The 24,494-nt window shown below is 40.9% G+C and carries 26 protein-coding genes and 1 tRNA gene; 2 read left to right on the top strand and 25 right to left on the bottom strand.

The genetic code is table 11. From position 1 onward, the window contains the following. From BUQ87_RS03895 to BUQ87_RS03775, 24 genes are all read right to left on the bottom strand, one after another. Positions 1-603: a hypothetical protein gene (locus BUQ87_RS03895; RefSeq protein WP_052636422.1), complete on the bottom strand. Its 603-nt coding sequence runs from the start codon at positions 601-603 to the stop codon at positions 1-3. Positions 604-1,324: 721 nt separating this feature from the next. Further along, complete coding sequence (locus BUQ87_RS03885) at positions 1,325-1,774, bottom strand: divergent PAP2 family protein (RefSeq protein ID WP_038268005.1); 450 nt, start codon at positions 1,772-1,774, stop codon at positions 1,325-1,327. Positions 1,775-1,791: 17 nt separating this feature from the next. Next, positions 1,792-2,682 carry a polyprenyl synthetase family protein gene (locus tag BUQ87_RS03880; protein WP_038268002.1) on the bottom strand — a complete coding sequence of 297 codons (891 nt, stop codon included), beginning with the start codon at positions 2,680-2,682 and terminating at the stop codon, positions 1,792-1,794. A 2-nt stretch (positions 2,683-2,684) separates the two neighbouring features. Next, complete coding sequence (xseB, locus tag BUQ87_RS03875; protein ID WP_038267999.1) at positions 2,685-2,912, bottom strand: exodeoxyribonuclease VII small subunit; 228 nt, start codon at positions 2,910-2,912, stop codon at positions 2,685-2,687. Further along, complete coding sequence (gene xseA / locus BUQ87_RS03870) at positions 2,893-4,122, bottom strand: exodeoxyribonuclease VII large subunit (RefSeq protein WP_038267996.1); 1,230 nt, start codon at positions 4,120-4,122, stop codon at positions 2,893-2,895. The genes xseB and xseA overlap by 20 nt, the downstream gene beginning before the upstream one ends. Further along, entirely contained in the window at positions 4,112-5,104 is a 993-nt protein-coding gene (locus tag BUQ87_RS03865) for a hypothetical protein (RefSeq protein WP_038267993.1), read from the bottom strand. The genes xseA and BUQ87_RS03865 overlap by 11 nt, the downstream gene beginning before the upstream one ends. Further along, complete coding sequence (nusB, locus tag BUQ87_RS03860) at positions 5,088-5,492, bottom strand: transcription antitermination factor NusB (protein ID WP_038267991.1); 405 nt, start codon at positions 5,490-5,492, stop codon at positions 5,088-5,090. The genes BUQ87_RS03865 and nusB overlap by 17 nt, the downstream gene beginning before the upstream one ends. A gap of 74 nt (positions 5,493-5,566) precedes the next feature. After that, a complete protein-coding gene (locus BUQ87_RS03855) occupies positions 5,567-5,932 on the bottom strand; it encodes an Asp23/Gls24 family envelope stress response protein (protein ID WP_038267989.1) in 366 nt (121 codons plus the stop codon). A gap of 233 nt (positions 5,933-6,165) precedes the next feature. After that, complete coding sequence (fabF, locus tag BUQ87_RS03850; RefSeq protein WP_038267986.1) at positions 6,166-7,398, bottom strand: beta-ketoacyl-ACP synthase II; 1,233 nt, start codon at positions 7,396-7,398, stop codon at positions 6,166-6,168. A 19-nt stretch (positions 7,399-7,417) separates the two neighbouring features. Next, positions 7,418-7,648: an acyl carrier protein gene (acpP, locus tag BUQ87_RS03845; RefSeq protein ID WP_038267984.1), complete on the bottom strand. Its 231-nt coding sequence runs from the start codon at positions 7,646-7,648 to the stop codon at positions 7,418-7,420. Positions 7,649-7,719: 71 nt separating this feature from the next. Next, positions 7,720-8,466 (bottom strand): 3-oxoacyl-[acyl-carrier-protein] reductase, encoded by a 747-nt coding sequence (gene fabG / locus BUQ87_RS03840; RefSeq protein WP_038267982.1) that lies wholly within the window; start codon positions 8,464-8,466, stop codon positions 7,720-7,722. Positions 8,467-8,480: 14 nt separating this feature from the next. Continuing rightward, entirely contained in the window at positions 8,481-9,422 is a 942-nt protein-coding gene (gene fabD, locus BUQ87_RS03835; RefSeq protein WP_038267980.1) for an ACP S-malonyltransferase, read from the bottom strand. A 10-nt stretch (positions 9,423-9,432) separates the two neighbouring features. Continuing rightward, complete coding sequence (gene fabK, locus BUQ87_RS03830; RefSeq protein WP_038267977.1) at positions 9,433-10,362, bottom strand: enoyl-[acyl-carrier-protein] reductase FabK; 930 nt, start codon at positions 10,360-10,362, stop codon at positions 9,433-9,435. A gap of 22 nt (positions 10,363-10,384) precedes the next feature. Next, positions 10,385-11,374, bottom strand: coding sequence for a beta-ketoacyl-ACP synthase III (locus BUQ87_RS03825; RefSeq protein ID WP_038267975.1), 990 nt, complete (start codon positions 11,372-11,374; stop codon positions 10,385-10,387). A gap of 159 nt (positions 11,375-11,533) precedes the next feature. Next, a complete protein-coding gene (gene plsX / locus BUQ87_RS03820) occupies positions 11,534-12,535 on the bottom strand; it encodes a phosphate acyltransferase PlsX (RefSeq protein WP_038267974.1) in 1,002 nt (333 codons plus the stop codon). A 2-nt stretch (positions 12,536-12,537) separates the two neighbouring features. Continuing rightward, on the bottom strand, positions 12,538-13,107 hold the full coding sequence (gene fapR / locus BUQ87_RS03815) for a transcription factor FapR (protein WP_038267971.1): 570 nt from the start codon (positions 13,105-13,107) through the stop codon (positions 12,538-12,540). 162 nt (positions 13,108-13,269) lie between these two features. Continuing rightward, positions 13,270-13,449, bottom strand: a complete 180-nt coding sequence (rpmF, locus tag BUQ87_RS03810; protein ID WP_038267969.1) for a 50S ribosomal protein L32 — start codon at positions 13,447-13,449, stop codon at positions 13,270-13,272. A 25-nt stretch (positions 13,450-13,474) separates the two neighbouring features. After that, positions 13,475-13,993, bottom strand: coding sequence for a YceD family protein (locus BUQ87_RS03805; protein ID WP_052636419.1), 519 nt, complete (start codon positions 13,991-13,993; stop codon positions 13,475-13,477). Positions 13,994-14,133: 140 nt separating this feature from the next. Then, positions 14,134-15,324, bottom strand: coding sequence for an acetate/propionate family kinase (locus BUQ87_RS03800; RefSeq protein WP_038267966.1), 1,191 nt, complete (start codon positions 15,322-15,324; stop codon positions 14,134-14,136). A 318-nt stretch (positions 15,325-15,642) separates the two neighbouring features. Continuing rightward, positions 15,643-15,739 (bottom strand) — tRNA-Sec (locus BUQ87_RS03795). A 265-nt stretch (positions 15,740-16,004) separates the two neighbouring features. Beyond that, on the bottom strand, positions 16,005-17,885 hold the full coding sequence (selB, locus tag BUQ87_RS03790; protein WP_038267964.1) for a selenocysteine-specific translation elongation factor: 1,881 nt from the start codon (positions 17,883-17,885) through the stop codon (positions 16,005-16,007). A 9-nt stretch (positions 17,886-17,894) separates the two neighbouring features. Continuing rightward, complete coding sequence (gene selA / locus BUQ87_RS03785; protein ID WP_038267961.1) at positions 17,895-19,298, bottom strand: L-seryl-tRNA(Sec) selenium transferase; 1,404 nt, start codon at positions 19,296-19,298, stop codon at positions 17,895-17,897. Between the two features lie 206 nt (positions 19,299-19,504). Further along, positions 19,505-20,515 (bottom strand): selenide, water dikinase SelD, encoded by a 1,011-nt coding sequence (gene selD, locus BUQ87_RS03780; RefSeq protein ID WP_081823017.1) that lies wholly within the window; start codon positions 20,513-20,515, stop codon positions 19,505-19,507. A gap of 327 nt (positions 20,516-20,842) precedes the next feature. Continuing rightward, the gene (locus BUQ87_RS03775; protein WP_074210031.1) at positions 20,843-21,505 is read right to left on the bottom strand and encodes a helix-hairpin-helix domain-containing protein; all 663 of its coding nucleotides are present in this window, start codon (positions 21,503-21,505) and stop codon (positions 20,843-20,845) included. Between the two features lie 133 nt (positions 21,506-21,638). Between BUQ87_RS03775 and BUQ87_RS03770 the strand changes: the two genes are divergently transcribed. Both BUQ87_RS03770 and BUQ87_RS03765 read left to right on the top strand, forming a co-directional pair. Further along, positions 21,639-22,967: a D-alanyl-D-alanine carboxypeptidase family protein gene (locus BUQ87_RS03770; RefSeq protein WP_074210030.1), complete on the top strand. Its 1,329-nt coding sequence runs from the start codon at positions 21,639-21,641 to the stop codon at positions 22,965-22,967. 90 nt (positions 22,968-23,057) lie between these two features. Beyond that, positions 23,058-23,510: a DUF4942 domain-containing protein gene (locus BUQ87_RS03765; protein ID WP_052636413.1), complete on the top strand. Its 453-nt coding sequence runs from the start codon at positions 23,058-23,060 to the stop codon at positions 23,508-23,510. Positions 23,511-23,619: 109 nt separating this feature from the next. On the opposite strand, the gene sdaAA is transcribed toward BUQ87_RS03765, so the two are convergent. Next, entirely contained in the window at positions 23,620-24,492 is an 873-nt protein-coding gene (gene sdaAA, locus BUQ87_RS03760) for an L-serine ammonia-lyase, iron-sulfur-dependent, subunit alpha (protein ID WP_038267947.1), read from the bottom strand. Between the last annotated feature and the right edge of the window lie 2 nt (positions 24,493-24,494).

Raw genomic sequence — 24,494 nt, 5'->3', positions numbered from 1 at the left:
CTATCTCCCCTTTTTCCCCTTTTGCCTTTTTTTGTTTTTAAGCTTTAGAATTTCAACCCCTAAAAAACTTTCAACCATATGGATAAATATTGCCAAATGATATACTATATTGTCTGACTTTTTTATGCCTATCTCCTTGCCCAGGGCCTTTCCACCTATGGTCATTGAAGCCACAAGCCCACTGAGCAGGACACTCATAAGCGCCGCGTCCTTTATATTATAAACGACTGCAATTCTGGTTATAATTATAGCTGTTGCAACACCACTTATTATACCACAAATATCCCCTACGACATCATTGCATATGCTTGACACCATGCCTGCATTTCTGACTATCCTTACTGCAGTCTTCGCCTCTTTTACCCTGTTTGCCGCCATGGAGTGGAATGTCATCTCCTTTGAAGCCGCCACTGCTATGCCGACGGAATCAAACATAACCCCAATTAAAATTATGGTGATGAGCACTATAAAAGCTGTAATAATTCCAGTATTCCTAAGAATGGTTTCAGATACTACACTCATGAGTATAGCTATAAAAAAACTCATTATGCCTATTACTGCAACCCATCTTGCGTCTTTGATCCACTTAAACTTACTTAACAAAACCGCACCTCTTTTTATTCAATCATGTCAATTAGTCCATATATTTTGACTTGCAGACTATAATGTATTTTCTAAGCATAGATAAAAATATATCCTAGTATGGCTACTAGGATTTTGGCCTTTATTATATTCAAAAGTGATGGCAGCAAGGATAAATTTTACGGCTTAGGTCCAGTAGGATTTCCCAAAGAAGTACTACCTGTCGCCATGATAGCGGTTTCCCTTTAAACCTCTTTTTGCATTGTCGCCGTATGCAAAACTGGATCACCACTTAGTCCGCACTGCAATCCCCTTGCTACGCTACAGTCTAGGAGTTTTCCCCAACAGATTTTTTCAATCCTTAGCCTCTTTTGCAGAATAGGTTTCAAGCAGCAATGGACCCAACATCCCTGAGCTCTAGGGCATATGGGTTTGATCCACTTATCTACCTATTCCACTCAAGGCAGGCTACTCTACCTTCAGCCTAGCCCAAGTCCGACCTCCGATAGGTTTCTCTGTCTTTTGCAAGAAAAGACAGTCTCCGCGAAGGGAGGGTCATCGCCTGCATGCCATTGCAGATCGCCCCGGCCTTCTTACTCCCTGAAATGACCCCCGACTGGGCGTCAGAAGCCAAAACAAGAACCTTCATCGCTGTGCCCTTTGACGGATTTTTAGCCCCGCCTTCCAGACTGAAAAAACTGACTAGAATACTGCATCACCTTAGTCTAACACAAATTATATTTTAAAGCATAATGTTGGCAATTACAATGCCTAAAATTGCTCCCGACAAAACTTCCACTGGAGTATGCCCTATAAGCTCTTTAAGTCTTTTTTCAATTAAAAGGTGCTTTTTATGCTTGTGTATATCGTCAAGAAGAGCGTTTAGTATTTTAGCCTGCTTGCCCACAGACCTTCTAACTCCAGCCGCATCGTACATGACTATCAGTGAAAGTACAAGTGCCACAGTGAAAATCACAGAGTCATATCCTTCTATTATGCCCACTCCAGTCGAAAGACTCATTACAAATGAAGAATGTGAGCTTGGCATGCCCCCTGAACCGACAAATCTTGACATGTCAAATCTTTTTTCTATAAGAACGGTAAGTATAACTTTTATGAGCTGGGCAACAAACCACGCCGTTATACATACAATAAAAACTTCGTTTTTTAATACGCCTTCAAAAAAAGCCAACTATTGTGTCCTCCTCGTTAGAATTCCCTGTCAATTATATATTCAGCAAGTTCAACCAAAAATTGTGAATTTTCGCCAAAATGAGATATTGCATTTTTGGCATTTTCAATTTTTCCCACTGCCATACTTTTGGACTCTTCAAGCCCATACATTGACGGATAAGTCGATTTTTGATTTTCTTCATCGCTTCCGACATTTTTCCCAAGCTTTGACTGGTCTCCAACCACGTCAAGTATGTCATCAACTATTTGGAATGCAAGACCTATGTTCTCTGCGTATTCCGTTATCCTGTCAAGCTCGGCCTGGCTTGCTCCTCCCAGTATGGCACCTGCCCTCATAGGTCTTATAAGCATTTGAGCCGTCTTGTTCATGTGTATGAATTCAAGAGTTTCACTTTCAATAACCTTGTTTTCAGATTCCAAATCGGCAGTCTGGCCTCCTATCATCCCAAACACGCCTGCGCCTTGGGCTATCTCATTCATGGCCAGTATATATTTATAGCTTTCCTGAGGATATCTCAGCGACGACTCTATCATAAGTTCAAACGCATAGTTTAAAAGCCCGTCTCCTGCAAGAACGGCCAGTCCCTCTCCAAATACCTTGTGATTTGTAGGTTTCCCTCTTCTAAGATCGTCATCATCCATAGCAGGCAAATCGTCATGTATGAGGGAATATGTATGTATCATTTCCACTGCGCATGCAAATTTTATGGCCTTTGCAGCTTCTCCCCCGACAATACTGCACGCTTCCAAAAGAAGTATGGGTCTAAGCCTTTTGCCCCCCGCGTCAAGGCTGTACCTCATTGATTCAAAGAGCTTCCCGTGAGGACCTTCCGTATTTGGTATAGCTTCTTTTAAAAATTCTTCAATAAACTCCTTTTTCCCCCTGAGTTTTTCTGTAAATCCCATTTTTAATCCTCCTGTATATCAAAGCTTTCCTCCACTATAGTGCCCTGTTTTTTCGAAAGCTTCGTTATTTTAAGCTGGGCCTTCTCAAGCTGCTCACTGCAGTATCTATAAAGGCTTATGCCTTCTTCATAAAGCTTTAATGATTCGTCCAGCTGTACATCTTCAAATTCAAGTTTTTCCATTATTTCCTCGAGTTTTTCAAAAGCCTCTTCATAGCTCATCTTTTTCATAATCGATCATTCCCTTGCATATTTTATCGACACTGCACTCAAGCGTCCCGTCTGAAAGCATTACATTTATGACTTGACCTTCGACCACGTCATCTGCGCTCTTTAATGTCTTTCCCTCTTTTTGAGCCACACTATAACCTCTCGACAGTATTGAAAGGGGATTGAGATTAAAAAGGTTCCTGCCTGTCATTTCAATTGTTCTTATACGGCCATCCATGTTGGCAGACATCTTTTTTCCCATTTTCTCAAGAATGTAGTCCAGATCGACCTTTTTCTTGTCATATATCATTTCAGGACTCCTAAGAGGCCTTTTCCCCGCTATGTTTTCAAGTGCTATGCCTTTCTTTTCGAGCCTGGCCTTTATGTCTTTTGTCATTTTATTTTTGATATGCTCTAACCTGTATTCCATGTCCAAAAGCGAAGGGACACAAAGCTCTGCAGCAGCTGATGGTGTTGGCGCTCTAAGGTCTGATACGAAATCGCTTATGGTGTAGTCCGTCTCATGCCCTACGGCCGATATCACCGGAATTTTAGATTTTGCAATCTCCCTTGCCAGGTTCTCATCGTTAAACGACCAAAGCTCTTCAATGGAACCTCCACCTCTCCCTATTATTATAACATCAATATTGGAAATTTCGTTAAATAATTGTATCCCCTTTATGAGCTGCTTGGCCGAATTCTCCCCCTGCACAAGAGCCGGGTATATCTTTATAGAAACCTTCGGAAACCTTCTTTTGACAATATTTATTATGTCCCTCACGGCCGCCCCTGTTTCAGATGTTATTACCCCTATAGAGCCTGGATACTGCGGAATGGTTTTCTTTTTTGCCTCGGCAAATAGTCCCTCGCTTTGCAGCTTGTCCTTGAGTTTTAAAAAATCTGCATAGAGCTGCCCCATCCCCTCCATCTCAATTGATTTTACATAAAGCTGAACAGCTCCGTCCCTTTCATATATTGATATATATCCATTTGCAACTACATTCATTCCCTCTTTTAGAGTATTTTCATATTCAATTGCATTTTCAGAAAACATTATGCATCTTAGCTTTGAATTGTCATCCTTGAGTGAGAAATACATGTTTTTGCTGCTGTGAACCTTAAAATTTGAAATTTCGCCCTTCACTCTCACATTATAGAGTATGGGATCGTTTAAAATAAGCTTCTTTATATATGAATTCACGTGGGTCACCGAAAGAGGTTTAAGCTTCATTTTTCTCATCTCCATTTTTGATGTAAATGTCCCTTCCTATAAGGGCCACTCCCGCCGCATTGTCAGCTGAATATTCCGGTCTGCTCCAATATGTCTTTATCCCTTTTGTACTTAAATCCCTTGATATTTCAGAGTTTAGGAATCTGCTCGATGCCACTCCTCCTGCAAAAAGCACATCATTGCAGCCATATTTGCCGCCCAGATAGATTATAGATTTTTTAAGTTTTTCCGAAATCGCCTTTAACACATGGTATGACAGCTGCCTTTTCTTGTTATCATCGAATTTTTCCGACTCTATAATCCTGTACGCCTGGGTTTCAACTCCAGAAAGGTTCATGTGTCCGTCTTTTGACGATATCTTAAATATGCATTTTTCATCCCCATAGCCATATGCATTCTGATCGATAACCCTTCCTGCAGGGAAAGGATAGCCAAGCCTTACTCCAACCCTGTCAAGCAATTGCCCCGCGCTTATGTCCTTAGAGCCTCCAACAAGAGATACGTCAAAACCAGCTCCATTTTTTGCAGAAATCAAAATTTCCGTGGTTCCTCCAGATATGTGAACCGCCAAAAATCTGTCCGCCTTGAGATTGCTGCAAAACTGAGCGGCCTTTATGTGCCCTTCCTGATGTGAAGTCTCATAAAACTGAGCGCCCACTATCTGGGATATTGCCTTTGCAAAATTGTATCCGGCATTGAATACCGGCATGTATGAACCCTCCTGAGGCCGCGGGGTCTTTGATGCACAAACGGCTACTATTTGCGATTCCCCTGTACGGCTTTTGAAATCTTCAAAAAGCTCTCCGAAATTGCCTACATGCTGAAATAGGCCTTCTGACTGCCTGAGGCCTTTATTTCCTTCTTTGACCTTAAGCTGTATCTTTTTGTTTAAAAGAACATCTCCACCTAAATTTATAGCTGCTATAGATGTTGTATAGCAGCTAGTGTCAATCCCGAGTATTATTTTATTTTCCAAGCTCATTTGCAGCACTTCCCAGTACGCCATTTATAAACGATGGAGAATTTTTTCCCCCATAAGTTTTTGCAAGCTCTACAGCTTCATTTATGGATATTCCCGCACTTATATCGTCGGCATACATCATCTCAGAAACTGCAATCCTTAATATGCTAAGGTCCACTTTTGATATTTGCTTTATGCTCCATCCCTTTGAACACTTTGCTATTATCTCATCTACCTGTTCCATACCACCTATGAATTTACTTGATATGTTCTTGATGTACTCCACATCCATATCTTTCATGGCATTTTCGTCTATATACTCATAAACTTTTTGGCATTCAAATTCCTGTCCTATTTCCATTTGATAAAAAAGCTTCATTGCCATTTCTCTTGTCACTCTTCTGCTCATCAAAACCCTCCAAAATAATCTTTATTGCACACAACTAACCCTCTGAAAAATCAGAGGGCTATAATCATAATAATCTATTGTTCTTCCGGCATGGCTTCCTTTTTAAAACTTATGCCCTGAACGTGAAGGTTCACTTCTTCAACATTAAGTCCCGTCATGTTTTCAACAGTATTTTTCACGTTCTCCTGAACCTTCCATGCAACATCGGGAATAGTCATTCCATATTCAACAAGTATAAAAAGATCCATATAAACCCTATCTTCTTCTACTACCACTTTTACTCCCTTTGTCATGTCTTTTTTGCCCAAAATCTCTTTTATTTCGCCTTTTATACTTCTGCTCATATCTGCAACTCCATCTATTTCCGAAGCCGCCATACTCGCTATTGTAGAAATAACCTCTTCTGATATTTTAATCTGGCCGTAATCCTTGCTTTCCATAGACTGTACCCCCTAAACACTGATGTATTCATGGTATATTAATTAATGGCTGTATATTATTATAACATATACCCGTATAATTGGTAAGAATCCATTTGAAAATTTACTGTCCTCTATTATGTCCAATACCTGGAATCATGCCAATATGCTTCCAATAAATAATTTCCTCCAAATTTAAAATTCAGATGGGAAAACCCATCTGAATCCTAAATTTGAATATATGAATTCACATACTATTCATATTTTTTAAACGCAAGAGTTCCGTTATGTCCACCAAATCCAAGCGAGTTTGAAAGAGCACATCTAACATCTGCCACTCTTCCCTCATTTGCAACGTAATCAAGGTCCAGATCTTCATCTGGATTCTCCAGGTTTATAGTTGGAGGAAGGAATCCTTCTTTAATCGCAAGCGCACAGAAAATAGACTCGACTCCTCCGGCAGCTCCAAGAAGATGGCCCGTCATGGATTTTGTAGAAGATACAGCTAGCTTGTATGCATGCTCTCCAAACACATCCTTTATTGCCATAGTCTCAAATTTGTCATTATACGGAGTGCTTGTTCCGTGTGCGTTGATATAGTCGACATCTTCCTTACTTATGCCAGCATCGTCCATTGCCATTTTCATGGCTCTTGCAGCCCCTTCTCCGCCTTCAGCTGGAGTTGTAATGTGGTATGCATCTGCTGTAGCTCCATACCCAACTATTTCAGCATATATATCGGCATTTCGCTTAAGTGCATGCTCAAGATCCTCTATGACTAGCACTCCTGCTCCTTCTCCCATTACGAAACCGTCCCTTTGGCTGTCAAAAGGTCTTGACGCCTTTTCAGGCTGGTCATTTCTAGTCGAAAGAGCTTTCATGCTGCAAAATCCTGCCATAGACATAGGTGTTATAGGCGCCTCGGCACCTCCACAAACCATTATGTCTGCATCTCCTCTTTGAATAGCCTTGAATGCATCTCCTATGGCATGTGTACCTGATGCACATGCTGTCACAACGCACGTATTAGGTCCCTTTGCACCTAATTCTATTGCAACCTGGCCTGCCGCCATGTTTGATATCATCATAGGTATAAGGAATGGACTCACCTTCTTAGGTCCCTTTTCAATCAGCTTTGTATGCTGAGTTTCAAGGGTTTCTATTCCGCCTATTCCAGACCCTATTATTACTCCCATTCTGTTTGGATCAAATTCCTCAAGCCCTGAATCTTCAAAAGCCATCTTAGCAGATGCCACGGCATACTGCGTAAATCTGTCCATTTTCTTTATTTCCCTTTTTTCTATAAAATCAGTTGGCTCAAAATCATCAATTTGAGCAGCTATGGTAGCCGAAAGATCTGTGGAATCAAATCTTGTAAGCTCCTTGACTCCACAAACTCCATTTTTCACAGAAGTCCAAGTGGCGTCTGTTCCTATTCCTATAGGTGTAACACATCCAAGACCAGTTATTACGACCCTTTTTTCCATATGATATTACCCCCAAGAATTACTTGTTTTCTTCTATATACGCTACTATATCGCCTATGTTTTTGAACTTTTCTGCATCTTCGTCTGGAACTTCTATGTCAAATTCGTCTTCTAGAGCCATTATTATCTCAACCGCATCTAGCGAGTCAGCCTCAAGATCGTTTACTAGAGAGCTTTCTTTCTTTATGATTTCCAGATCGTCAATTCCCAGTTGCTCTGCAATTATCTCTTTAACTTTATCAAATACCATTTTAAATTCCTCCTGTATGTTTGTTATTTTTTTATAATAGCCTAAGCTAGTTTTTTAATATATATTAATGCTTACTGCATTACAAAACCGCCATCTACATTTATAACCTGTCCAGTTATGTAAGCCGACATGTCGCTTGCCAAAAATGCCACTGCATTTGCTATGTCTTCAGGCTTTCCAAACTTTCCAAGCGGTATGCTCGCAAGCATTGAATCCTTTATGTCATCCTTTAGCACATCTGTCATGTCTGTCGCTATGAAGCCTGGAGCTATTGCATTTACATTTATGTTTCTTGATGCAAGTTCCCTTGCAGTGGCTTTTGTAAGTCCTATGACTCCAGCCTTGGCCGCACAGTAGTTGCTCTGTCCAGCATTTCCAGTTATTCCGACTATTGAAGTCATGTTTATTATTCTGCCGCTTCTTTGCTTCATCATCTGCCTTGTCACTGACTTTGTGCAGTTGAAAACCCCCTTGAGGTTTACATCTATAACCCTGTCCCAGTCATCTTCTTTCATCTTCATGAGAAGGGTGTCCTTTGTTATGCCTGCATTGTTTACAAGTATGTCTATGCTTCCAAACTCCTTAGTGACAAAGTCCATGAATTCTTTAACCTGATCAAAATCAGATACATCAACCTTCTCGCAGATCACTTTGACCCCTAGCGCTTCAACTTCGCTTTTAGTCTCAAGTGCAGCTTGTTCGTTCCCCGCATAGTTCATTGCAATATCGGCTCCAAGGGATGCAAGCTTTATCGCTACGGCTTTTCCTATTCCTCTTGACGCACCTGTAACTACAGCTACCTTACCTTTTAAGTCCATGTATTTACCTCCCTTTATTCTTGGGATAAAAACTTTTCCATATCTTCAGCCTTGTCTATGTTAGAAATGCTTACTTTGGCATTTTTCTTTTTTGATATCTTTTTTATAAAAGAAGAGAGAGTCTTTCCAGGCCCTATCTCGACAAATGTATCAAATCCGTCGTCAATAAGCCTTCCTATAGAGTCCTCCCACATTACAGACGAGCTTACCTGTCTTACAAGAAGCTCCTTTATGTCTTCTTTTTCAGCATAATCGCCTGTCACATTTGAAACCACAGGATATGTTACAGCTCCCAGGTTTACCGCTTCAAGCTCTGATTTAAGTTTTTCGCCTGCCCCGTCAAGCAGTGAAGAGTGGAAAGGCCCGCTTACATTTAATATCACTGCCCTCTTTGCCCCTTTTTCCTTGCAAAGCTCCACAGCTTTTTCAAGCGGCTTTAGTTCTCCAGATATTACAATCTGCCCTGGGCAGTTGTAGTTTGCAGCCTGTATAACTCCGTAAACGCTGCATTCCTTTATGACTTCGTCAAGGATGTCTCTGTCAAGTCCCAGTATTGCAGCCATAGATCCTGTGCCTTCAGGCACTGCCTCTTGCATTATCTTTCCTCTTTTTCTTACAAACTTTACGGCATCCTCAAATTCAAATGACCCTGATGCCACAAGTGCCGAATATTCTCCAAGTGAAAGTCCTGCAAATGCCTTTGGCTCTATATTGGCCTTTTCCTTTAACACTTCTAGTATAGCAATACTGTGAATAAGTATTGCCGGCTGTGTGTTTTCTGTAAGAGAAAGTGATTCTTCAGGCCCTTCGAACATAAGTTTATTTATGTCCATTCCAAGAGCCTTTTGCCCTTTTTCAAACACTTCTTTTGCCTTGTCATAATTTTCATATATGTCTTTTCCCATGCCAACGTACTGCGCTCCCTGGCCTGGAAATACAAGAGCCAGCTTTCCCATAAGACTCCTCCTATATTTTAAGGTTTTCGATTACATTTTTTGCATCTTCCATTATATCTTCTATTATCGCCTTGCAGCTCTTTACGTCCTTTATCATTCCTGCTATCTGACCAGCCATTACAGAGCCGCCTTCCATGTCTCCATCTACAACTGCGTTTCTGAGAGCTCCTATTCCTCTTTTTTCTATCTCTTCAGCTGACGCGCCTTCTTTTTCAAGCGCTTTCATTTCCTTCATAAGCCTGTTCTTGAGGGCTCTTACTGGGTGTCCCGTCGACCTTCCGCCGACTATCGCATCTCTGTCCTTGGCCCCTATTATGGCATTCTTGTAGTTTTCGTGCACTACGCACTCGTCGCTGCATACGAATCTTGTCCCTATCTGGACTCCCTCAGCTCCAAGCGCAAAGCTTGCAACCATTCCTCTTGCGTCGCCTATGCCTCCTGCGGCTATTACAGGTAGGCTTACGCTGTCCACTATCTGCGGTACAAGAACCATAGTCGTAAGCTCGCCTATGTGTCCGCCGGCCTCTGTTCCTTCCGCTATGAGTGCATCAACGTCATATTTTTCCATTCTCTTTGCAAGTGCCACTGAAGGAACAACAGGTATTATCTTGGTGCCTATGCTCTTTAGCTTTTCTATATACTTGGCAGGATTTCCCGCTCCAGTAGTTATAACCGGAACCTTTTCCTCATATATAACTTCCATGACGTCTTCAACATATGGCGATATCAGCATCACATTCACTCCATACGGCTTGTCTGTCATGTTTTTTATCTTTCTTATTTCTTCTTTAACCACACTGCTTGGAGCATTTCCTGCAGCTATTATTCCAAGTCCTCCGGCATTGCTTACTGCCGCTGCAAGTTCTGCAGTTGCGACCCAAGCCATTCCGCCTTGTATTATAGGATACTTTATATTTAAAATTTCACATACTCTATTCAAATTATTTTCCCTCCATTGCTAGCTATATACTCCACTTTAAAAGCAGTGCGCCCCACGTGAGGCCTGCTCCAAAACCTACCATAAGGACAGTATCTCCTTTTTTGATCTTGTTTTGGGTATAGGCTTCATACAAAGCGTAAGGGATCGATCCTCCCGACATATTTCCATACTTGTCAAGGTTTACGAATATTTTTTCCATAGGACATTTAAGTCTCTTTGCTGAAGCCTCTAGTATTCTCATATTCGCCTGATGAGGCACTATAACGTCCACATCTTCAATTCCAATGCCTGCCTTTTCAATAACCCTCTTTGACGAACCCGGCATGGCTCTTACTGCAAACTTAAATACTTCAGGCCCTGCCATTGTAAGATAATGAAGCCTGCTATTTACACTTTCAATGCTCGCAGGTATTCTAGATCCTCCCGCAGGTATTTTCAGGCAGTCATGTCCGCTTCCATCAGAACCCAGTTCAAATGAAAGTATGCCTTCTTCCTCATCAACCACTCCAAGAAGAGCTGCACCCGCTCCATCACCAAAAAGGACACATGTAGATCTGTCCTCCCAGTCAAGCACTTTTGACATAGCTTCAGCCCCAATTACAAGTACATTCTTGTAAACTCCGCTTTCAACAAACTGTTTCCCTACAACCATGGCATATATGAATCCCGTGCATGCAGCTCCCAGGTCAAATGCCGCAGCATTTACAGCTCCTATTTTATCTTGAACTATGCATGCAGTCGATGGCATATTCGAATCTGGCGTAAGCGTAGCAACAATTATGAGTTCGACCTCTTTAGCGCTTATGCCGGCACTCTCAATAGCTCTTTGGGCCGCTACTGCAGCAAGGTCCGATGTCGCCTGATCTTCGGTCGAGACTCTTCTTTCCCTTATGCCTGTCCTTGTGACTATCCACTCATTAGATGTGTCCACAATCTTTTCCATGTCAAAATTGCTAAGTATCTTGTCGGGCACATAACCGCCTATCCCTATTACTCCAGCTTTTCTGTTCATATGATGTACCAGCTCCCAATCTCTATTAAAACCATGCTACATAGTTTGTTTTCATTATAATAGTTAATATTAGCACCTACTACTAATGTCTACTATATAATATTTAAATTTAAAAATCAAGAAATTTTTAGATTGGCATATACATGTTAATGGGCATAATTATTCGTTTTCAAGCGAAACCATGCTATCCGATATATCGCCTACCACATTTGCTTTTGCATAGCCTGCCGCCTGCCTTATTGCATTCTTAAAGGCATTCGAGTCCGAACTTCCGTGAGCCTTTATGAGCGCGCCGTCCACTCCTATGAGTGGAGCTCCTCCGTACTCCGAATAGTCAAGCCTTTTTTTCATGTCTGAAAGGTCTTTTTTTACAAGAAGAGCTGCAATTTTACTCTTTAGACTGCTCATAAAAACATCTTTTAGGTTTGACATCAAGAATCCCGCCACCCCTTCAATAAGCTTGAGTACAACATTTCCTGTAAACCCGTCACATACTATTACATCCGCCTGTCCGCTCGGAATATCTCTCGCCTCTATGTTTCCGCCAAATATTATGCCCTTTTCAGATTTAAGAAGCTCGCTTGACTGCTTTGTAAGCTCGTTTCCCTTTCCTTCCTCAGATCCGACATTGACTATTTTGACTACAGGTTTTTCAACATTCATGACCTTGCTTGAATATATGGAGCCCATAAGTGCAAACTGTCTTATGTTCAGTGGCTTGCAGTCGGCATTTGCGCCCGCATCAAGCATTATGGAAAAACCCTTTTTAGTAGGCAGGCATACACAAAGTGCAGGTCTGTCTATTCCACGTATTCTCCCAATCACAAAAAGTCCTCCGGCTAAAAGCGCACCCGTGTTTCCCGCCGAAACAACAGCATCCGCTTTTTTATCCTTTACAAGCTGCATGGCTACAACCATTGATGAGTCCTTTTTGGCTCTTATCGCCTTTACCGGCTTGTCTTCATTTTCTATTTTCTGGCTCGTATGTACTACCTGTATCCTGCTTTTATCGTATTCATATTTGAGGAGTTCCTTTTCCAGTTCTTCACTGTCACCGGTAAGTATTATTTCCACCTCAAGCTCCTTTATAGCATCTACAGCACCTTTTACTGTAGAAAAAGGTGCGTTATCTCCACCCATTCCATCTACAGCTATTTTCAATTTCAAGCCTCCCCGTCTTCCAGTTCATCAAATATGAATTTTCCTCTAAACACCTGTTCCTGTTTCTTGTTGAATATCTTAACGTGAACGTAATGTTTTTTATCACGCCTTTTAACGACCTCAGCCTTTGCTATGAGCCTTTCTTCTGATTTTATAGGCGTTATGGTCTTTATGTTTGCAACCCCTAGAAGCACCACTGGAGCATCTACAACCGCCATAGCAAGAGATTCTGCCTGTCCAAATATATAGTGGCCCTTTACAATATCAGTCTTGCTATAGAGCATCTCTTTGCTTGTTTCGAGTATGGATATTCCAAAGTTACCTATTTCAAGATCTATAAGCTCTCCCACTATTTCTTTGCCTAAAAGCGTCTTCACTTTAACAACATTGCTCTCTGCAATCTTTTTGACTCTCTCTCTCAGCTCGGGTATGCCTAATGTGAGCCTGTCAAGCCTTATAGTCTGTATACTCACGTCAAAATAATCCGATAGCTCTTCATCTGTATAAAAAGGGTCTTTTTCAAGCATTTCCAAGAGTTCTCTTTGTCTTTCATGCTTTTTCTTTTTTTTCATAATGTCACCCCGATAAAAACAAATTGCTCTCAAATCAAATTTATATTATAAGGATATATTAACCCATAACAGTTTTTCAAATCATGTGCAAATGGGCATACCCATTCCAATTCCAAATTTTGAAAAAAAAAGCATGTAGTTTATACTACATGCCCTTTTTCATTATTCTGATACTACTACTTCTTTGCCTTTGTAGTGTCCACATTCAGGACAAACTCTGTGTGGCATCTTTGGCTCATGACAATTTGGACAAGAAACAAATCCTGGAGCCACCATTTTCATGTTTGCCGCTCTTCTTGAACGAGTATCGCATTTTCCTGTTTTACGCTTTGGTACTGCCATTGATATTACCTCCCATATTCTGCTTTTACAGTAAATCTTTTAATTTTGCTAAGCGAGGATCTATTAGTCTTTCATCTTTTTCTTCTTCGCTGCATCTGCACTCCTCTACATTCAAATCGGCCCCACACCCAGGGCACAATCCTTTGCAGTCTTCGCTGCACAGCAGCTTCTGGGGAACATTCAATGCAATTGCATCTACTATTATCTTATAAAAATTAAGACTGTCCCCATGATAAACAAAGATATCTTCTTCCGCCTCCAAAAACCCCTTATCTTTTTCAACAAGGAATCCCTGGACATTGGAGTCTATTTCGACTTGCATCTCCTTAAGGCACCTACTGCAAAAGTCCTCTATTGTAGTCTTGATATTGCATTCCAGATACATACCTTCGGTAGTATTCACTATCTCGCCTTTGATTTCAAGCGGCGAAAGTATGGATATCTGTCTACCATCTACACTTATGTGATCCAAATGTTCTGCAAAGTCAAGCTCCATAACATTTATCTCTCTGGACTTGAGCTTTTCTAAACTTATATTTATCATTAAATCACCTCAATGAATTGCCAAATTAATTATACAAACTCCAAAGTTTTTTGTCAAGTATTTTTACTTGATAGACAAACAGCCTCACAGAAATAAAAGGCGGACATGGGTCCGCCTTTTGTTTGAATACCGTAAAATACTTATTTTACAAGTGCCGCAGTGTCTTTTGCTATCATAAGTTCTTCGTTTGTAGGTATTACAGCTACCTTTATAGCAGAGTCGTCTGTACTTACAACAGTCTCTTTTCCTCTTACGTTGTTCTTCTCAGCATCCATCTTTATTCCCATTCCTTCAAGTCCTTCGCATATCTTAGCTCTCATAGATATCGAGTTCTCTCCAAGTCCAGCTGTGAATACTATTATATCCGCTCCGCCCATTTCTGCCATGTAAGCACCGATGTACTTCTTAACTCTTTGAGCGAATGCGTCAAGCGCAACCTGAGCTTTTTCGTTTCCTGCATCAGCTGCTTCTTCAACGTCTCTGAAGTCGCTGCTTACGCAAGACATTCCAAGTATTCCTGACTTCTTGTTTACAAGGTTGTTAACAGCAGCTACATCAAGATTTTCTTTTTCCATTATAAATGTAACTATAGCTGGGTCAAGGTCTCCGCATCTTGTTCCCATTATAGATCCCTCAAGTGGAGTAAGGCCCATTGAAGTGTCTATAGACTTTCCGCCATCAACAGCAGTTATACTTGCTCCGTTTCCTAGGTGGCAAGTTATTATCTTAAGGTCTGCCATTTCTTTGCCCATAAGAGCTGCTGCTTTTTGAGCTACATACTTGTGAGATGTTCCGTGGAATCCGTATTTTCTTATTCCATGCTTCTCATAAAGCTCGTATGGAAGTCCGTAAAGGTATGAAGCCTTTGGCATTGTCTGGTGGAATGCAGTGTCGAATACAGCTACCTGTGGAACTCCTGGAAGTATTTCTTCGCAAGCGTCTATTCCCATAAGGTTTGCTGGGTTGTGAAGTGGTGCAAGCTCTGCACAGTCTTGTATAGCCTTTTTAACTTCGTCAGTTATAATAACTGATTCTGCAAATTTCTCTCCGCCGTGAACAACTCTATGTCCAACCGCAGATATTTCCTTCATGTCCTTAACAGCGCCGATCTTAGGATCAACTATCGCGTTTAGAACTATCCTAAGAGCGTCTCTGTGGTCTTTCATAGGCTCTTCTATGATTGTCTTTTCTCCGCTAGTTTTATGTACCACTCTAGATCCTTCGATTCCTATTCTTTCAGTAAGGCCTATTGCCATTACCTCTTCGTTTTCCATGTTTATAAGTTGGTACTTAAGAGATGAACTTCCGCAGTTTATTACTAAAACGTTCATTATAATTACTCCTCCTTGACTTTTAATTATTATTTTAAAGCTGATTAAATAAATAATCAAACTTTTTCGACTTTTCTGAATGCCTATGCCCATAATTCATATTTTAACCTATTTCGCCGTTAATTTCAAAATTTAATTTTTAACATGTGTATTTAATTATGAAATATAAGGCTGCGCTTTGATTAATGCGTCATATAATCGTTGCTTTTGTCACCACTTTTGATTATACAAATCCCTTATGAATTATGCAAGATAATTTTATAACAACCCCGGAAATAAATAAAGACCTTTTTTTCAAAAGGTCTATTACTACTATATTGGCGGGAATACGTGGGAATCGAACCCACCCAGGAAGCTCTTAACCCCCCGTACTGGTTTTGAAGACCAGAGAGCACACCAGCACTCATCTACTCCCATATGTTGTTTGCCCTTCCCTTGAGGACTTTTATAGTATATCATAGGTTTTTTTGATGTTCAACACTTTTTTATTCAATTTTTATATATTTATTCAAAAATCCACATACAGCTTGATATCAGCCAGTTGCCGCACGTATTTAAGCGCCTGGCCATTCAGTCTATGTATTATGCAGAGGACAAAAAGGCCCCTGAAGGCCTTTTTTGTACCTCAGGCAAAAGCAGTTTAATGTATCTGAATTTAGTCAGATTTCATATTATCAATCCTAAAACAACACCCTTTTTTCTCCGACTCTCTTGGTTATCTTGTTTCTGTCGAAATCTTCAAGCAGAAGCATTGCATATTTCCTGCTTGCACCTATCATGTCCCTAAACTCCGCAAGTGTTATTTCGCCATTTGAACTCAAATGCGCTTTCACAGACTCCACAGCCTTTTGATACTCGTCCTTGTGGTAGACAACATCATCTGAAACCCTCACAAGGGTATATCCTATAAGCGCCTCGAGAACCTTTTGATACTCATCCCTTCCTCCCGTAAGTTCTGAAACTACAGGCGGAGCGTAGCCCCCTGTTTTTATGCTCTTTTCTATTTCATTCTTTATCTGGATATCTTTATCGCCAAACACAACATTGAAGCCCGAAAGTGAAACAGTATTTTCAACTATCTTTATATCTCCGTCTCCCTTTATTATGTCAAGAAGCACATCAAAATCCTTGCTCTTGAGCTTGCTTTCAACTCTCGATCTTAGCTCTTCCTTTACTATTCCCTTTTTCAGCCTGTTGGCTGCATGGAATTCGCCAAGCACTGCCAGCGCCTTTTCCTTAAGCTTTCCATAGTGCTGCACGTGGATATATGAACCATTTATGTTGACTACTCTGTTTTCAGAGCAAAGACCTTCTATTATTTCAGCAAGCTTTTCTTCGCTTTCCCCAAGCTGCTTTGCAAGTTCCTTAAGCCCCGGATACTGAGAAGAGCTGCTCCTTATGTTTTCTTCTACCATATAGTCAATGTCTCCGCTTTCCTTCATTGTAAGCGTGTTTATTACCTCTTCATCATATCTCTTGTGCTTTTTAGGATTTGTTTCAAGTATTACCCCTCCACCTATGGTTTCCATAGGTGAATAGAACCTTATTACAAACCTGTCGTCTTTTTTAGCCACTATATGGTCTTCAAGCCTAAGCTGGCAGTAGCACTCTTCTCCTGCTGTAAGCTCTTCTCTGTCTATAAGGGCAACCCTTGCAAGTATTTCCTTGGCTCCGTGGTATACTCTCACCCTGTCCCAGTACTTGAGGCTTCTTTCAGTGTTTTTAATTATCTTAAGCTTTACATCTATCATCATTGAACTGCTCATTGAATTCGGTTTTGCCAGGACGTCACCTCTTTCAATTTCCTCGACCTTGACGTTAGCAAGGTTTATCGCAACCCTTTGGCCCGCATAGGCCGTCTTTTGCGACTCGCCGTGCACCTGAACGCTTCTTATCTTAGTCTTTATTTCATTTGGATATATCATCATCTCGTCGTCTACATTCATTTTGCCTTCCATAAGCGTACCTGTTACTACGGTTCCAAATCCCTTTATGCTGAAAGTCCTGTCTATGCTAAGTCTCGGATTTGCATCCAGGTTCTTCTCACTAAGGCCTTCTGTAATAACGTCTATCTTCTCAGACAGTTCCGGTATTCCCTTATGGCTTATGGAGTCGACCTCCATTATCTCTGCATCTTCAAGGAATGTGCCTTCAAGCTTTTCCATTATGTCTTCCTTTACAAGCTCTTTAAACTCCTCATCAACAGTGTCGGCCTTGGTTATTACGACAAGGCCCTTTTTAATGTCAAGGAAGTTGAGTATCTCAAGGTGCTCAAGGGTCTGGGGCATAACACCCTCGTCTGCCGCAACCACAAGCAGTACCACGTCCATGCCGTGGACTCCTGCAAGCATGTTCTTTACGAATTTTTCGTGCCCTGGAACATCTATTATACCGGCCCTTTTACCGCTTGGAAGGTCGAAATACGTAAAGCCAAGGTCTATAGATATACCCCTTTTCTTCTCTTCTTTAAGCCTGTCCGTCTCTTTTCCGGTAAGCGCCTTTATAAGTGTTGTCTTTCCATGGTCTATATGACCTGCCGTTCCTATTATTATGTTTTTCATATAGCACCCCTATCCAAGTATTTTTTTAAGCCTGTCGCACACTATCTCAAACTCCTCGTCAAACAAAGTCCTAACGTCAAGCACATACTTTTCATCGTATATTCTTGCAATAACGTGGTCCTGCGAAAGCCTCATCTCTTCTTCAAGCTTTGAAACACTCATGTTCTCTGGAACTATGGATATAACCCTGCTTTCTATTCTTTCAAGCGGAAGAGAACCCCCTCCAACCTGAGAATAGCCTGTTTCTATTTTTACGTCGGCGCTTATATGGGCTTTTTCTATAAGCGAGTAAAGCCTGTTTGCCTTTTCCTCAATTTCTTCTATCTTGTATGTCAGCATTCTCAGCGTAGGCACTTTTTTAAGGGCCATATCTTCCTCAAGGTAAAGCCTCATAGTCGCTTCAAGTGCGCATATTATAAGCTTATCGACTCTAAGAGCCCTTGTAAGCTGGTTTTTCTTCATTTTTTGTATATATTCCTTTTTTCCAACAATTATTCCAGCCTGCGGTCCTCCAAGTATCTTGTCCCCGCTGAAAGTAACTACGTCTGCTCCGTTTTTCAGAGAATCCATAACCGTAGGCTCGTAAGTTATGCCGTATTTCGAAAGATCGACAAAAAGTCCGCTTCCAAGGTCTTCTATTACAGGGATATCGTATTTTTCTCCAAGGTCCTTAAGTTCTCTAAGCCCCGGAGTGTCGGTGAATCCTACAACCCTGTAGTTGCTTGTGTGAACCTTCAAAAGAGCACCTGTGTCTTCAGTTATCGCGTCTTCATAATCAGCCGCATATGTCTTGTTTGTTGTTCCAACCTCCACAAGCTTTGCTCCGCTCTCCTCCATGACTCTAGGTATCCTGAAAGAACCTCCTATTTCAACAAGCTCTCCCCTTGATGTTATTACCTCTTTCCCCTTCGCCATTGTACTTAGAACAAGCATTACCGCAGCTGCATTGTTATTCACAACAAGAACATCTTCCGCACCTGTGATCTTTCTTATTATGTCTTCAAGGTGAGAATATCTCGATCCCCTGCCACCGCTTTGAATGTCATACTCGAGATTCGAATACCTCGATGCGATTTCCCACATGTCTTCCTTTATTTCTTCTGAAAGAGGGGACCTTCCAAGGTTTGTATGAACAACCACTCCAGAAGCGTTTATAACTCTTGTGAGATTTAGTGCGTACTCTCTTTCAATCTCATTTTTTATGTTTTGAACAAGCTCGTCAACTTCAATGCTAAAGCTCTCCATTTCATCCTCTGTAAGGCTGAGTATTTTGCTCCTGCAGCCGTCTATCTCCGCCCTTATGATGTCAACCAGTAGCGTCCTTGGATACTGGCCTTCAAGCTCTATAACACGCGGATGGCTCAGCATTTTGTCCACTGAAGGCAGATTTGCAAAAAGTCTTCTTCTATCCATTTATAAATTGCACTCCTTTGAATAATATTTTATTTTTTAACTGTATACCATAAATATATCATAAAACCTGTAATACCAACACATATGTGGACAGCAAAAATTAATGAGGCTATAAAAAGCCTCATTAATTAGGTCCGTCATATACAAATTCGCCCAGCCAAGCTCAATGAGCCTTTTATGCCGTTTGGATGTTTTGCCGCTTCACTCTAAATTACCCTTATATAGCTTTCTTCCTTGTCTACAACCCTTCCGACTATGCTAGCTGCCAGGCTTCCATTTTGGAGCATCTTTCGAGCTAGTTCCTGCGCGTGCTCCTCAGGCACTGAAACCAAAAGACCTCCCGAGGTTTGAGGATCATAGAGTATGTCCATTATATGCTCTTTTATGCCCTCTGCCCTTACGTCTTTTTGTATATAGTTTCTGTTTTTATACATTCCTGCAGGTATTATTCCCATTTTGGCAAGATCTTCCGCTTCTGACATCACAGGCACTTTTGAAGAGTCTATCTCTATTGTAAGGCCGGAACCCTTGGCCATCTCCATTGCATGTCCTAAAAATCCAAATCCGGTTATGTCCGTAGCCGCATTTACAGCTACATGATCAAATGCCATTGCCGCATACTTGTTCAAATGGGCCATTATCCTTACAGCCTCTTCTTCGGTGCTCTTTTGAACCATGTCGGCCTTTATTCCAGTGTTGACTATTCCTGTCCCTACAGGCTTTGTAAGAATAAGAATATCTCCCTTTTTAGCGCTTGCATTTGCAAGTACCTTGTCAGGATGCACAAGTCCCGATACAGAAAGTCCGTATTTAGGCTCCTTGTCGTCCACCGTGTGTCCTCCTACAAGTACAGCCCCAGACTCAGCAACCTTGTCAGAGCCCCCCTTTAATATCTGTCCAAGCACTCCCATATCGTGACAAGACGGAAAACAAACTATGTTCATTGCAACTATAGGCTTTCCTCCCATTGCATACACGTCGGAAAGAGAATTTGTAGCCGCTATCTGCCCGAAAAGATAAGGATCATCTACAACCGGGGTGAAAAAGTCCAAAGTCTGTATTAAAGCCTTTTGCTCATCTAATTTATATACCGCAGCATCATCCGCCGTATTAAAGCCTATTATAAGGTTTTCATTGTCCACCTGCGTAAGCTGCGAAAGCGCCTTTGCCAGATCCTCTGGCCCTATTTTCGCGGCTCAGCCTGATGCTGAAACCATTTGAGTAAGTCTTATCTCTTTACCCTTCAAAATTATCACTCCTATATTCTATTCAATTATCACTAGATACTAATATATCATAAAAAAAACCCTTTAAAAATAGCATACCACGCATAAAAAAGCAAAAGACCCCCCACGAACTGGAAAGGTCTGTAAATAAGTTTTTTATTCCACCGCAAACACACTCAAATCACTCATTTTGATGTACCTTCAAATGCACGTACTCATTTTGATACATTAATAAATTTGATCATCTGTTTCATGATTAAAATTTTTTATTTTCTACAGACTAATATTTATAACGGTTTTTGATCGCATGCGTGCTTTTTATTCAACTCTTATCATATCCCTTATGCCCTCGAATTTTTTATCCCCTATCCCAGAAACATTCTTTATCTGGTCTATGGATTTGAATTTTCCATTTTGCTCTCTGTACTCTATTATCCTTTGGGCTATTGCATCCCCTATTCCTGGAAGCTCTTTGAGCCTGATTGCGTCAGCAGTATTTATATCTATCTTGGCATTATCCTCATCATTTGCGCCGTTACTTTGCATCTGATATTCATTTTGAACATCAATATTCTCTCCTATTTTGGGAACTATGTAGTGCCCCCCGTCCTCAAGCCGTTGAGCCAGATTCACCCTGTTCACATCCGCATACTCTGTAAGGCCTCCAAGTTTTTCAACAGCATCTACAAGTCTTGCATCTCTACTCATCTCTATAACTCCATAGTTTTTGACCTCGCCGCTTACATATACCTTTATACGAGCAGCCACTTCTTCAGGCTCCCGATCATATTCAGAAGTTTCCTGTTCAGATTGCACTTTTTCCTGTAAAGATTCCTTTTCAGAGCTTATGACGTGCACTTCCCGCTGTGAATTGTTTTTAAATGCAATCACAATGATTATAATCACAAGCAATCCTGCAATCATTTTATTCTTATCTGTTTTAAACTCCAACTCAATCACCTCATTTTGCTTATTACCCATTTTTTCAAAATATGTTATACTAAAATTGTCTTTTTTTTAGAAAAGTTTTATAATGCAGACTAATAATGCGCCAGTAGTGCATTTAAAATATAGTTACCAAAGACACACATATACACTAGTCAGGAGAGATTTTATGAAGAAAAAGATTTTTGCCATTTTAATGTCCATATCAATAGTGCTTTCAAGTATTGTCATTTCAAATGCACAGACCCCTGCAGCACCGGATATAACAAGTGAAGCAGGAGTCCTCATCGATTATCAGGCCAAAGAGATACTCTACAACAAAAATGCCTTCAAAAAAATGTATCCTGCGTCGACCACAAAAGTCATGACTGCTCTTTTAACCCTTGAGAACTGCAAAAATCTGGATGAAATCGTCAATATAGATTACGATCTTTCTAATGTAGGCGGAAGTAGCATGTACATAAAACAGGGAGAATCCTTTACTGTAAGACAGCTTCTCGAGTTCATGCTAATACGTTCTGTAAATGACGCCGCAGTCGCTCTTGCAAACCACATAGGCGGCTCCATAGACGAATTCAAAGACCTTATGAACAACAGGGCAAAAGAACTCGGCTGTAAGACTACCCATTTTAACAATCCTAATGGAATGCCTGATGAAAACCACTATACAAGTGCATACGACCTTGCCCTGATAGCAAGTGAAGCTATGCAACACGACGAGTTTAGACGGATAGTAAAGTCCAAAGATGTCAAACTGGCTCCAACCGAGCAGACCCCTGTGTGGAGAGTATACAAGAATTCAAACAGATTTCTTTGGGGCACAGGTGGCGGTAACCAGATAAATTACAGAAACCAGTGGATTAACATAAAATATGATTTGATAGACGGCATAAAGACAGGCTATACAAACGCAGCCGGAAACTGCCTTATAAGCTCCGGTGAAAAAGACGGAATGAGACTCGTATCAGTCATATTAAAATCACAGGGTTCCAATGTATATCTTGACTCAAGAACCATTATAGACTTTGGCTTTGAAAACTACCATTTCGAGCAATACATTTCTAAAGATAAGGTACTTGGGGAAAAAGATATATTTTTTTCAAAAGAGAAAAAGCTTAAGTACTCACTAAGCAGGGACATAGGATTTGTAGTCGAAAATGGCCAGACCCTAGATTCACTTAATCTCAAATACAATATAGTTCTAAACGAGGACATAAAGCCACCCCTTAAAAGCGGCGATATAGTTGGATACGTCGAAATATACAAGGCCGATACGCTTTCATCCAAAGAAAACCTCATATCGGTTTCGGATTTGAATTCACTTTCACTTCTTTCCATGGCCAAAAACATTGTGCTCAAGCTGCTTAAATACCTGCTCATACTTGCAGCATCGCTAATCTCACTATGTTTCATGGTAAGATTTGTGAACATTAATGTGCTGAGGAAAAAGAGAAAAAAAAAGAACAAAAATTATAAGTACTACTCTAAACAAAATTAACTCTTTTTTGTCATTCTTGTTTAGCGCATAGCCTTTTGGGGAATTTTCATAATGAAGTCCATTTTTTATTTTTTAAAGGAGGAGATTCCAATGGTAAAATTATTACTAGGCAAGGCTGGCTCAGGTAAGACAAAAAAGATGATCAGAATGGCTAACAAAGACATTTTGAACTCAAAAGGTGAAATAGTCTTTATAGACAGTGATAACAGGCATATGCATGAACTACATAGAAATATACGGCTTATTCCCTCAAACGAATTCAATCTTGATAATATCGACTCTTTCTATGGCTTCCTGTGTGGGATGGTAGGCGAAAATTATGATATTGAAAAGATTTACGTAGACGGAATAAAAGACATAATACCTGATTGCTCCAGCAATTTTAAGCCTTGCTTTGAAAAACTTAAAAGCTTTTCTAGTAAGTTTGGAATCAAACTGCTAATCTCCGCTAGTTCAGATTTGGAAAGTGAACTATCCGATTTTGAAAAATACACTATTATGGAATCAGATTCTTTTTTAGAACAAGAAAAAATGCTAGTATAGTTAAAGCCTCCAGCATGAGCTGGAGGCTTTTTTTTATCGCCTATTACTATTGATTTTTATAGTATGCATTCTTCGCAGCACATACATATAATTGTACAAGCTTTTCGGCTTAACTAAATATCTGTTTGCAAAGCCTGCAGCCTGTAGGAGTGCTCGCTGCACCTCCAAGAGCTGTCTCTCTAAGCTCAACCGGAAGTCTTCTTCCGACCTCGTACATTGCCTGAACAGCTTCATCAAATGGTATTACGCTTGGCACTCCAGCAAGAACCATTTCCGCACTTATAAGTGCATTTGCAACCCCTATCGCATTTCTCTTCTGGCAAGGCGCTTCAACAAGCCCTGCTATAGGGTCGCACACAAGCCCCATTACATTCTTAAGGCATATTGCAGCGGCATCAAGAGCCTGCTCTGCACTTCCGCCCATAAGTTCCACTATTCCAGCAGCAGCCATGGCAGCAGCAGCTCCCGTTTCGGCCTGGCATCCACCTTCAGCACCTGAAACCGTAGCGTTTCTTGTAATTATTATCCCAATGGCTCCAGCGGCAAATATTGCCTTTATTATCTCTTCGTCGCTTTTTCCGAATTCATCTCCCACAGTTATAAGAGCTCCTGGAAGAATGCCACAAGAGCCTGCAGTAGGTGCGGCTACTATAAGACCCATCGATGCATTCACTTCCATTACTCCCATGGCAGCGCTCATGGCCTTTGACATAAGTTCTCCACATACCGGCCTGTTTTGGCTCATTCTGTCCTTAAGCTTCTTGGCCTCGCCTCCTATAAGGCCTCCCATGGATTTTAGTTCTTCATGTTGGCCTTTTTCAATTGCCTTTCTCATTATATCGTAGCTCTTTCTCATGTCTTCAATTATTTCTTCTTCGCTTCTTGCCGAAATTTCAACTTCTCTTTCTATGCATACTTTGGATATTGAAAGCCCGCTGTCCTTGCACAGCTGTGTAAGCTCTGCTCCATTTTTAAAATTCATGA

This window comes from Peptoclostridium litorale DSM 5388 (assembly GCF_900141635.1).
In the GTDB taxonomy this organism is placed as follows: Bacteria; Bacillota; Clostridia; order Peptostreptococcales; family Peptostreptococcaceae; genus Peptoclostridium; species Peptoclostridium litorale.
Note: the sequence above shows the minus strand (reverse complement) of the source record. Positions and strands in the feature narration are given on the sequence as shown.

What these genes read in the sequence shown, in the direction of transcription:
- BUQ87_RS03880 (WP_038268002.1), bottom strand. Translation starts at nt 2,682, where the DNA reads ATGGGATTTACAGAAAAACTCAGGGGGAAAAAGGAGTTTATTGAAGAA.
- xseB (WP_038267999.1), bottom strand. Translation starts at nt 2,912, where the DNA reads ATGAAAAAGATGAGCTATGAAGAGGCTTTTGAAAAACTCGAGGAAATA.
- xseA (WP_038267996.1), bottom strand. Translation starts at nt 4,122, where the DNA reads ATGAAGCTTAAACCTCTTTCGGTGACCCACGTGAATTCATATATAAAG.
- BUQ87_RS03865 (WP_038267993.1), bottom strand. Translation starts at nt 5,104, where the DNA reads ATGAGCTTGGAAAATAAAATAATACTCGGGATTGACACTAGCTGCTAT.
- nusB (WP_038267991.1), bottom strand. Translation starts at nt 5,492, where the DNA reads ATGAGCAGAAGAGTGACAAGAGAAATGGCAATGAAGCTTTTTTATCAA.
- BUQ87_RS03855 (WP_038267989.1), bottom strand. Translation starts at nt 5,932, where the DNA reads ATGGAAAGCAAGGATTACGGCCAGATTAAAATATCAGAAGAGGTTATT.
- fabF (WP_038267986.1), bottom strand. Translation starts at nt 7,398, where the DNA reads ATGGAAAAAAGGGTCGTAATAACTGGTCTTGGATGTGTTACACCTATA.
- acpP (WP_038267984.1), bottom strand. Translation starts at nt 7,648, where the DNA reads ATGGTATTTGATAAAGTTAAAGAGATAATTGCAGAGCAACTGGGAATT.
- fabG (WP_038267982.1), bottom strand. Translation starts at nt 8,466, where the DNA reads ATGGACTTAAAAGGTAAGGTAGCTGTAGTTACAGGTGCGTCAAGAGGA.
- fabD (WP_038267980.1), bottom strand. Translation starts at nt 9,422, where the DNA reads ATGGGAAAGCTGGCTCTTGTATTTCCAGGCCAGGGAGCGCAGTACGTT.
- BUQ87_RS03825 (WP_038267975.1), bottom strand. Translation starts at nt 11,374, where the DNA reads ATGAACAGAAAAGCTGGAGTAATAGGGATAGGCGGTTATGTGCCCGAC.
- fapR (WP_038267971.1), bottom strand. Translation starts at nt 13,107, where the DNA reads ATGAAAAAAAAGAAAAAGCATGAAAGACAAAGAGAACTCTTGGAAATG.
- rpmF (WP_038267969.1), bottom strand. Translation starts at nt 13,449, where the DNA reads ATGGCAGTACCAAAGCGTAAAACAGGAAAATGCGATACTCGTTCAAGA.
- BUQ87_RS03805 (WP_052636419.1), bottom strand. Translation starts at nt 13,993, where the DNA reads ATGATAAATATAAGTTTAGAAAAGCTCAAGTCCAGAGAGATAAATGTT.
- BUQ87_RS03800 (WP_038267966.1), bottom strand. Translation starts at nt 15,324, where the DNA reads ATGAACGTTTTAGTAATAAACTGCGGAAGTTCATCTCTTAAGTACCAA.
- selB (WP_038267964.1), bottom strand. Translation starts at nt 17,885, where the DNA reads ATGAAAAACATAATAATAGGAACGGCAGGTCATATAGACCATGGAAAG.
- selA (WP_038267961.1), bottom strand. Translation starts at nt 19,298, where the DNA reads ATGGATAGAAGAAGACTTTTTGCAAATCTGCCTTCAGTGGACAAAATG.
- BUQ87_RS03775 (WP_074210031.1), bottom strand. Translation starts at nt 21,505, where the DNA reads ATGGGTAATAAGCAAAATGAGGTGATTGAGTTGGAGTTTAAAACAGAT.
- BUQ87_RS03770 (WP_074210030.1), top strand. Translation starts at nt 21,639, where the DNA reads ATGAAGAAAAAGATTTTTGCCATTTTAATGTCCATATCAATAGTGCTT.
- BUQ87_RS03765 (WP_052636413.1), top strand. Translation starts at nt 23,058, where the DNA reads ATGGTAAAATTATTACTAGGCAAGGCTGGCTCAGGTAAGACAAAAAAG.
- sdaAA (WP_038267947.1), bottom strand. Translation starts at nt 24,492, where the DNA reads ATGAATTTTAAAAATGGAGCAGAGCTTACACAGCTGTGCAAGGACAGC.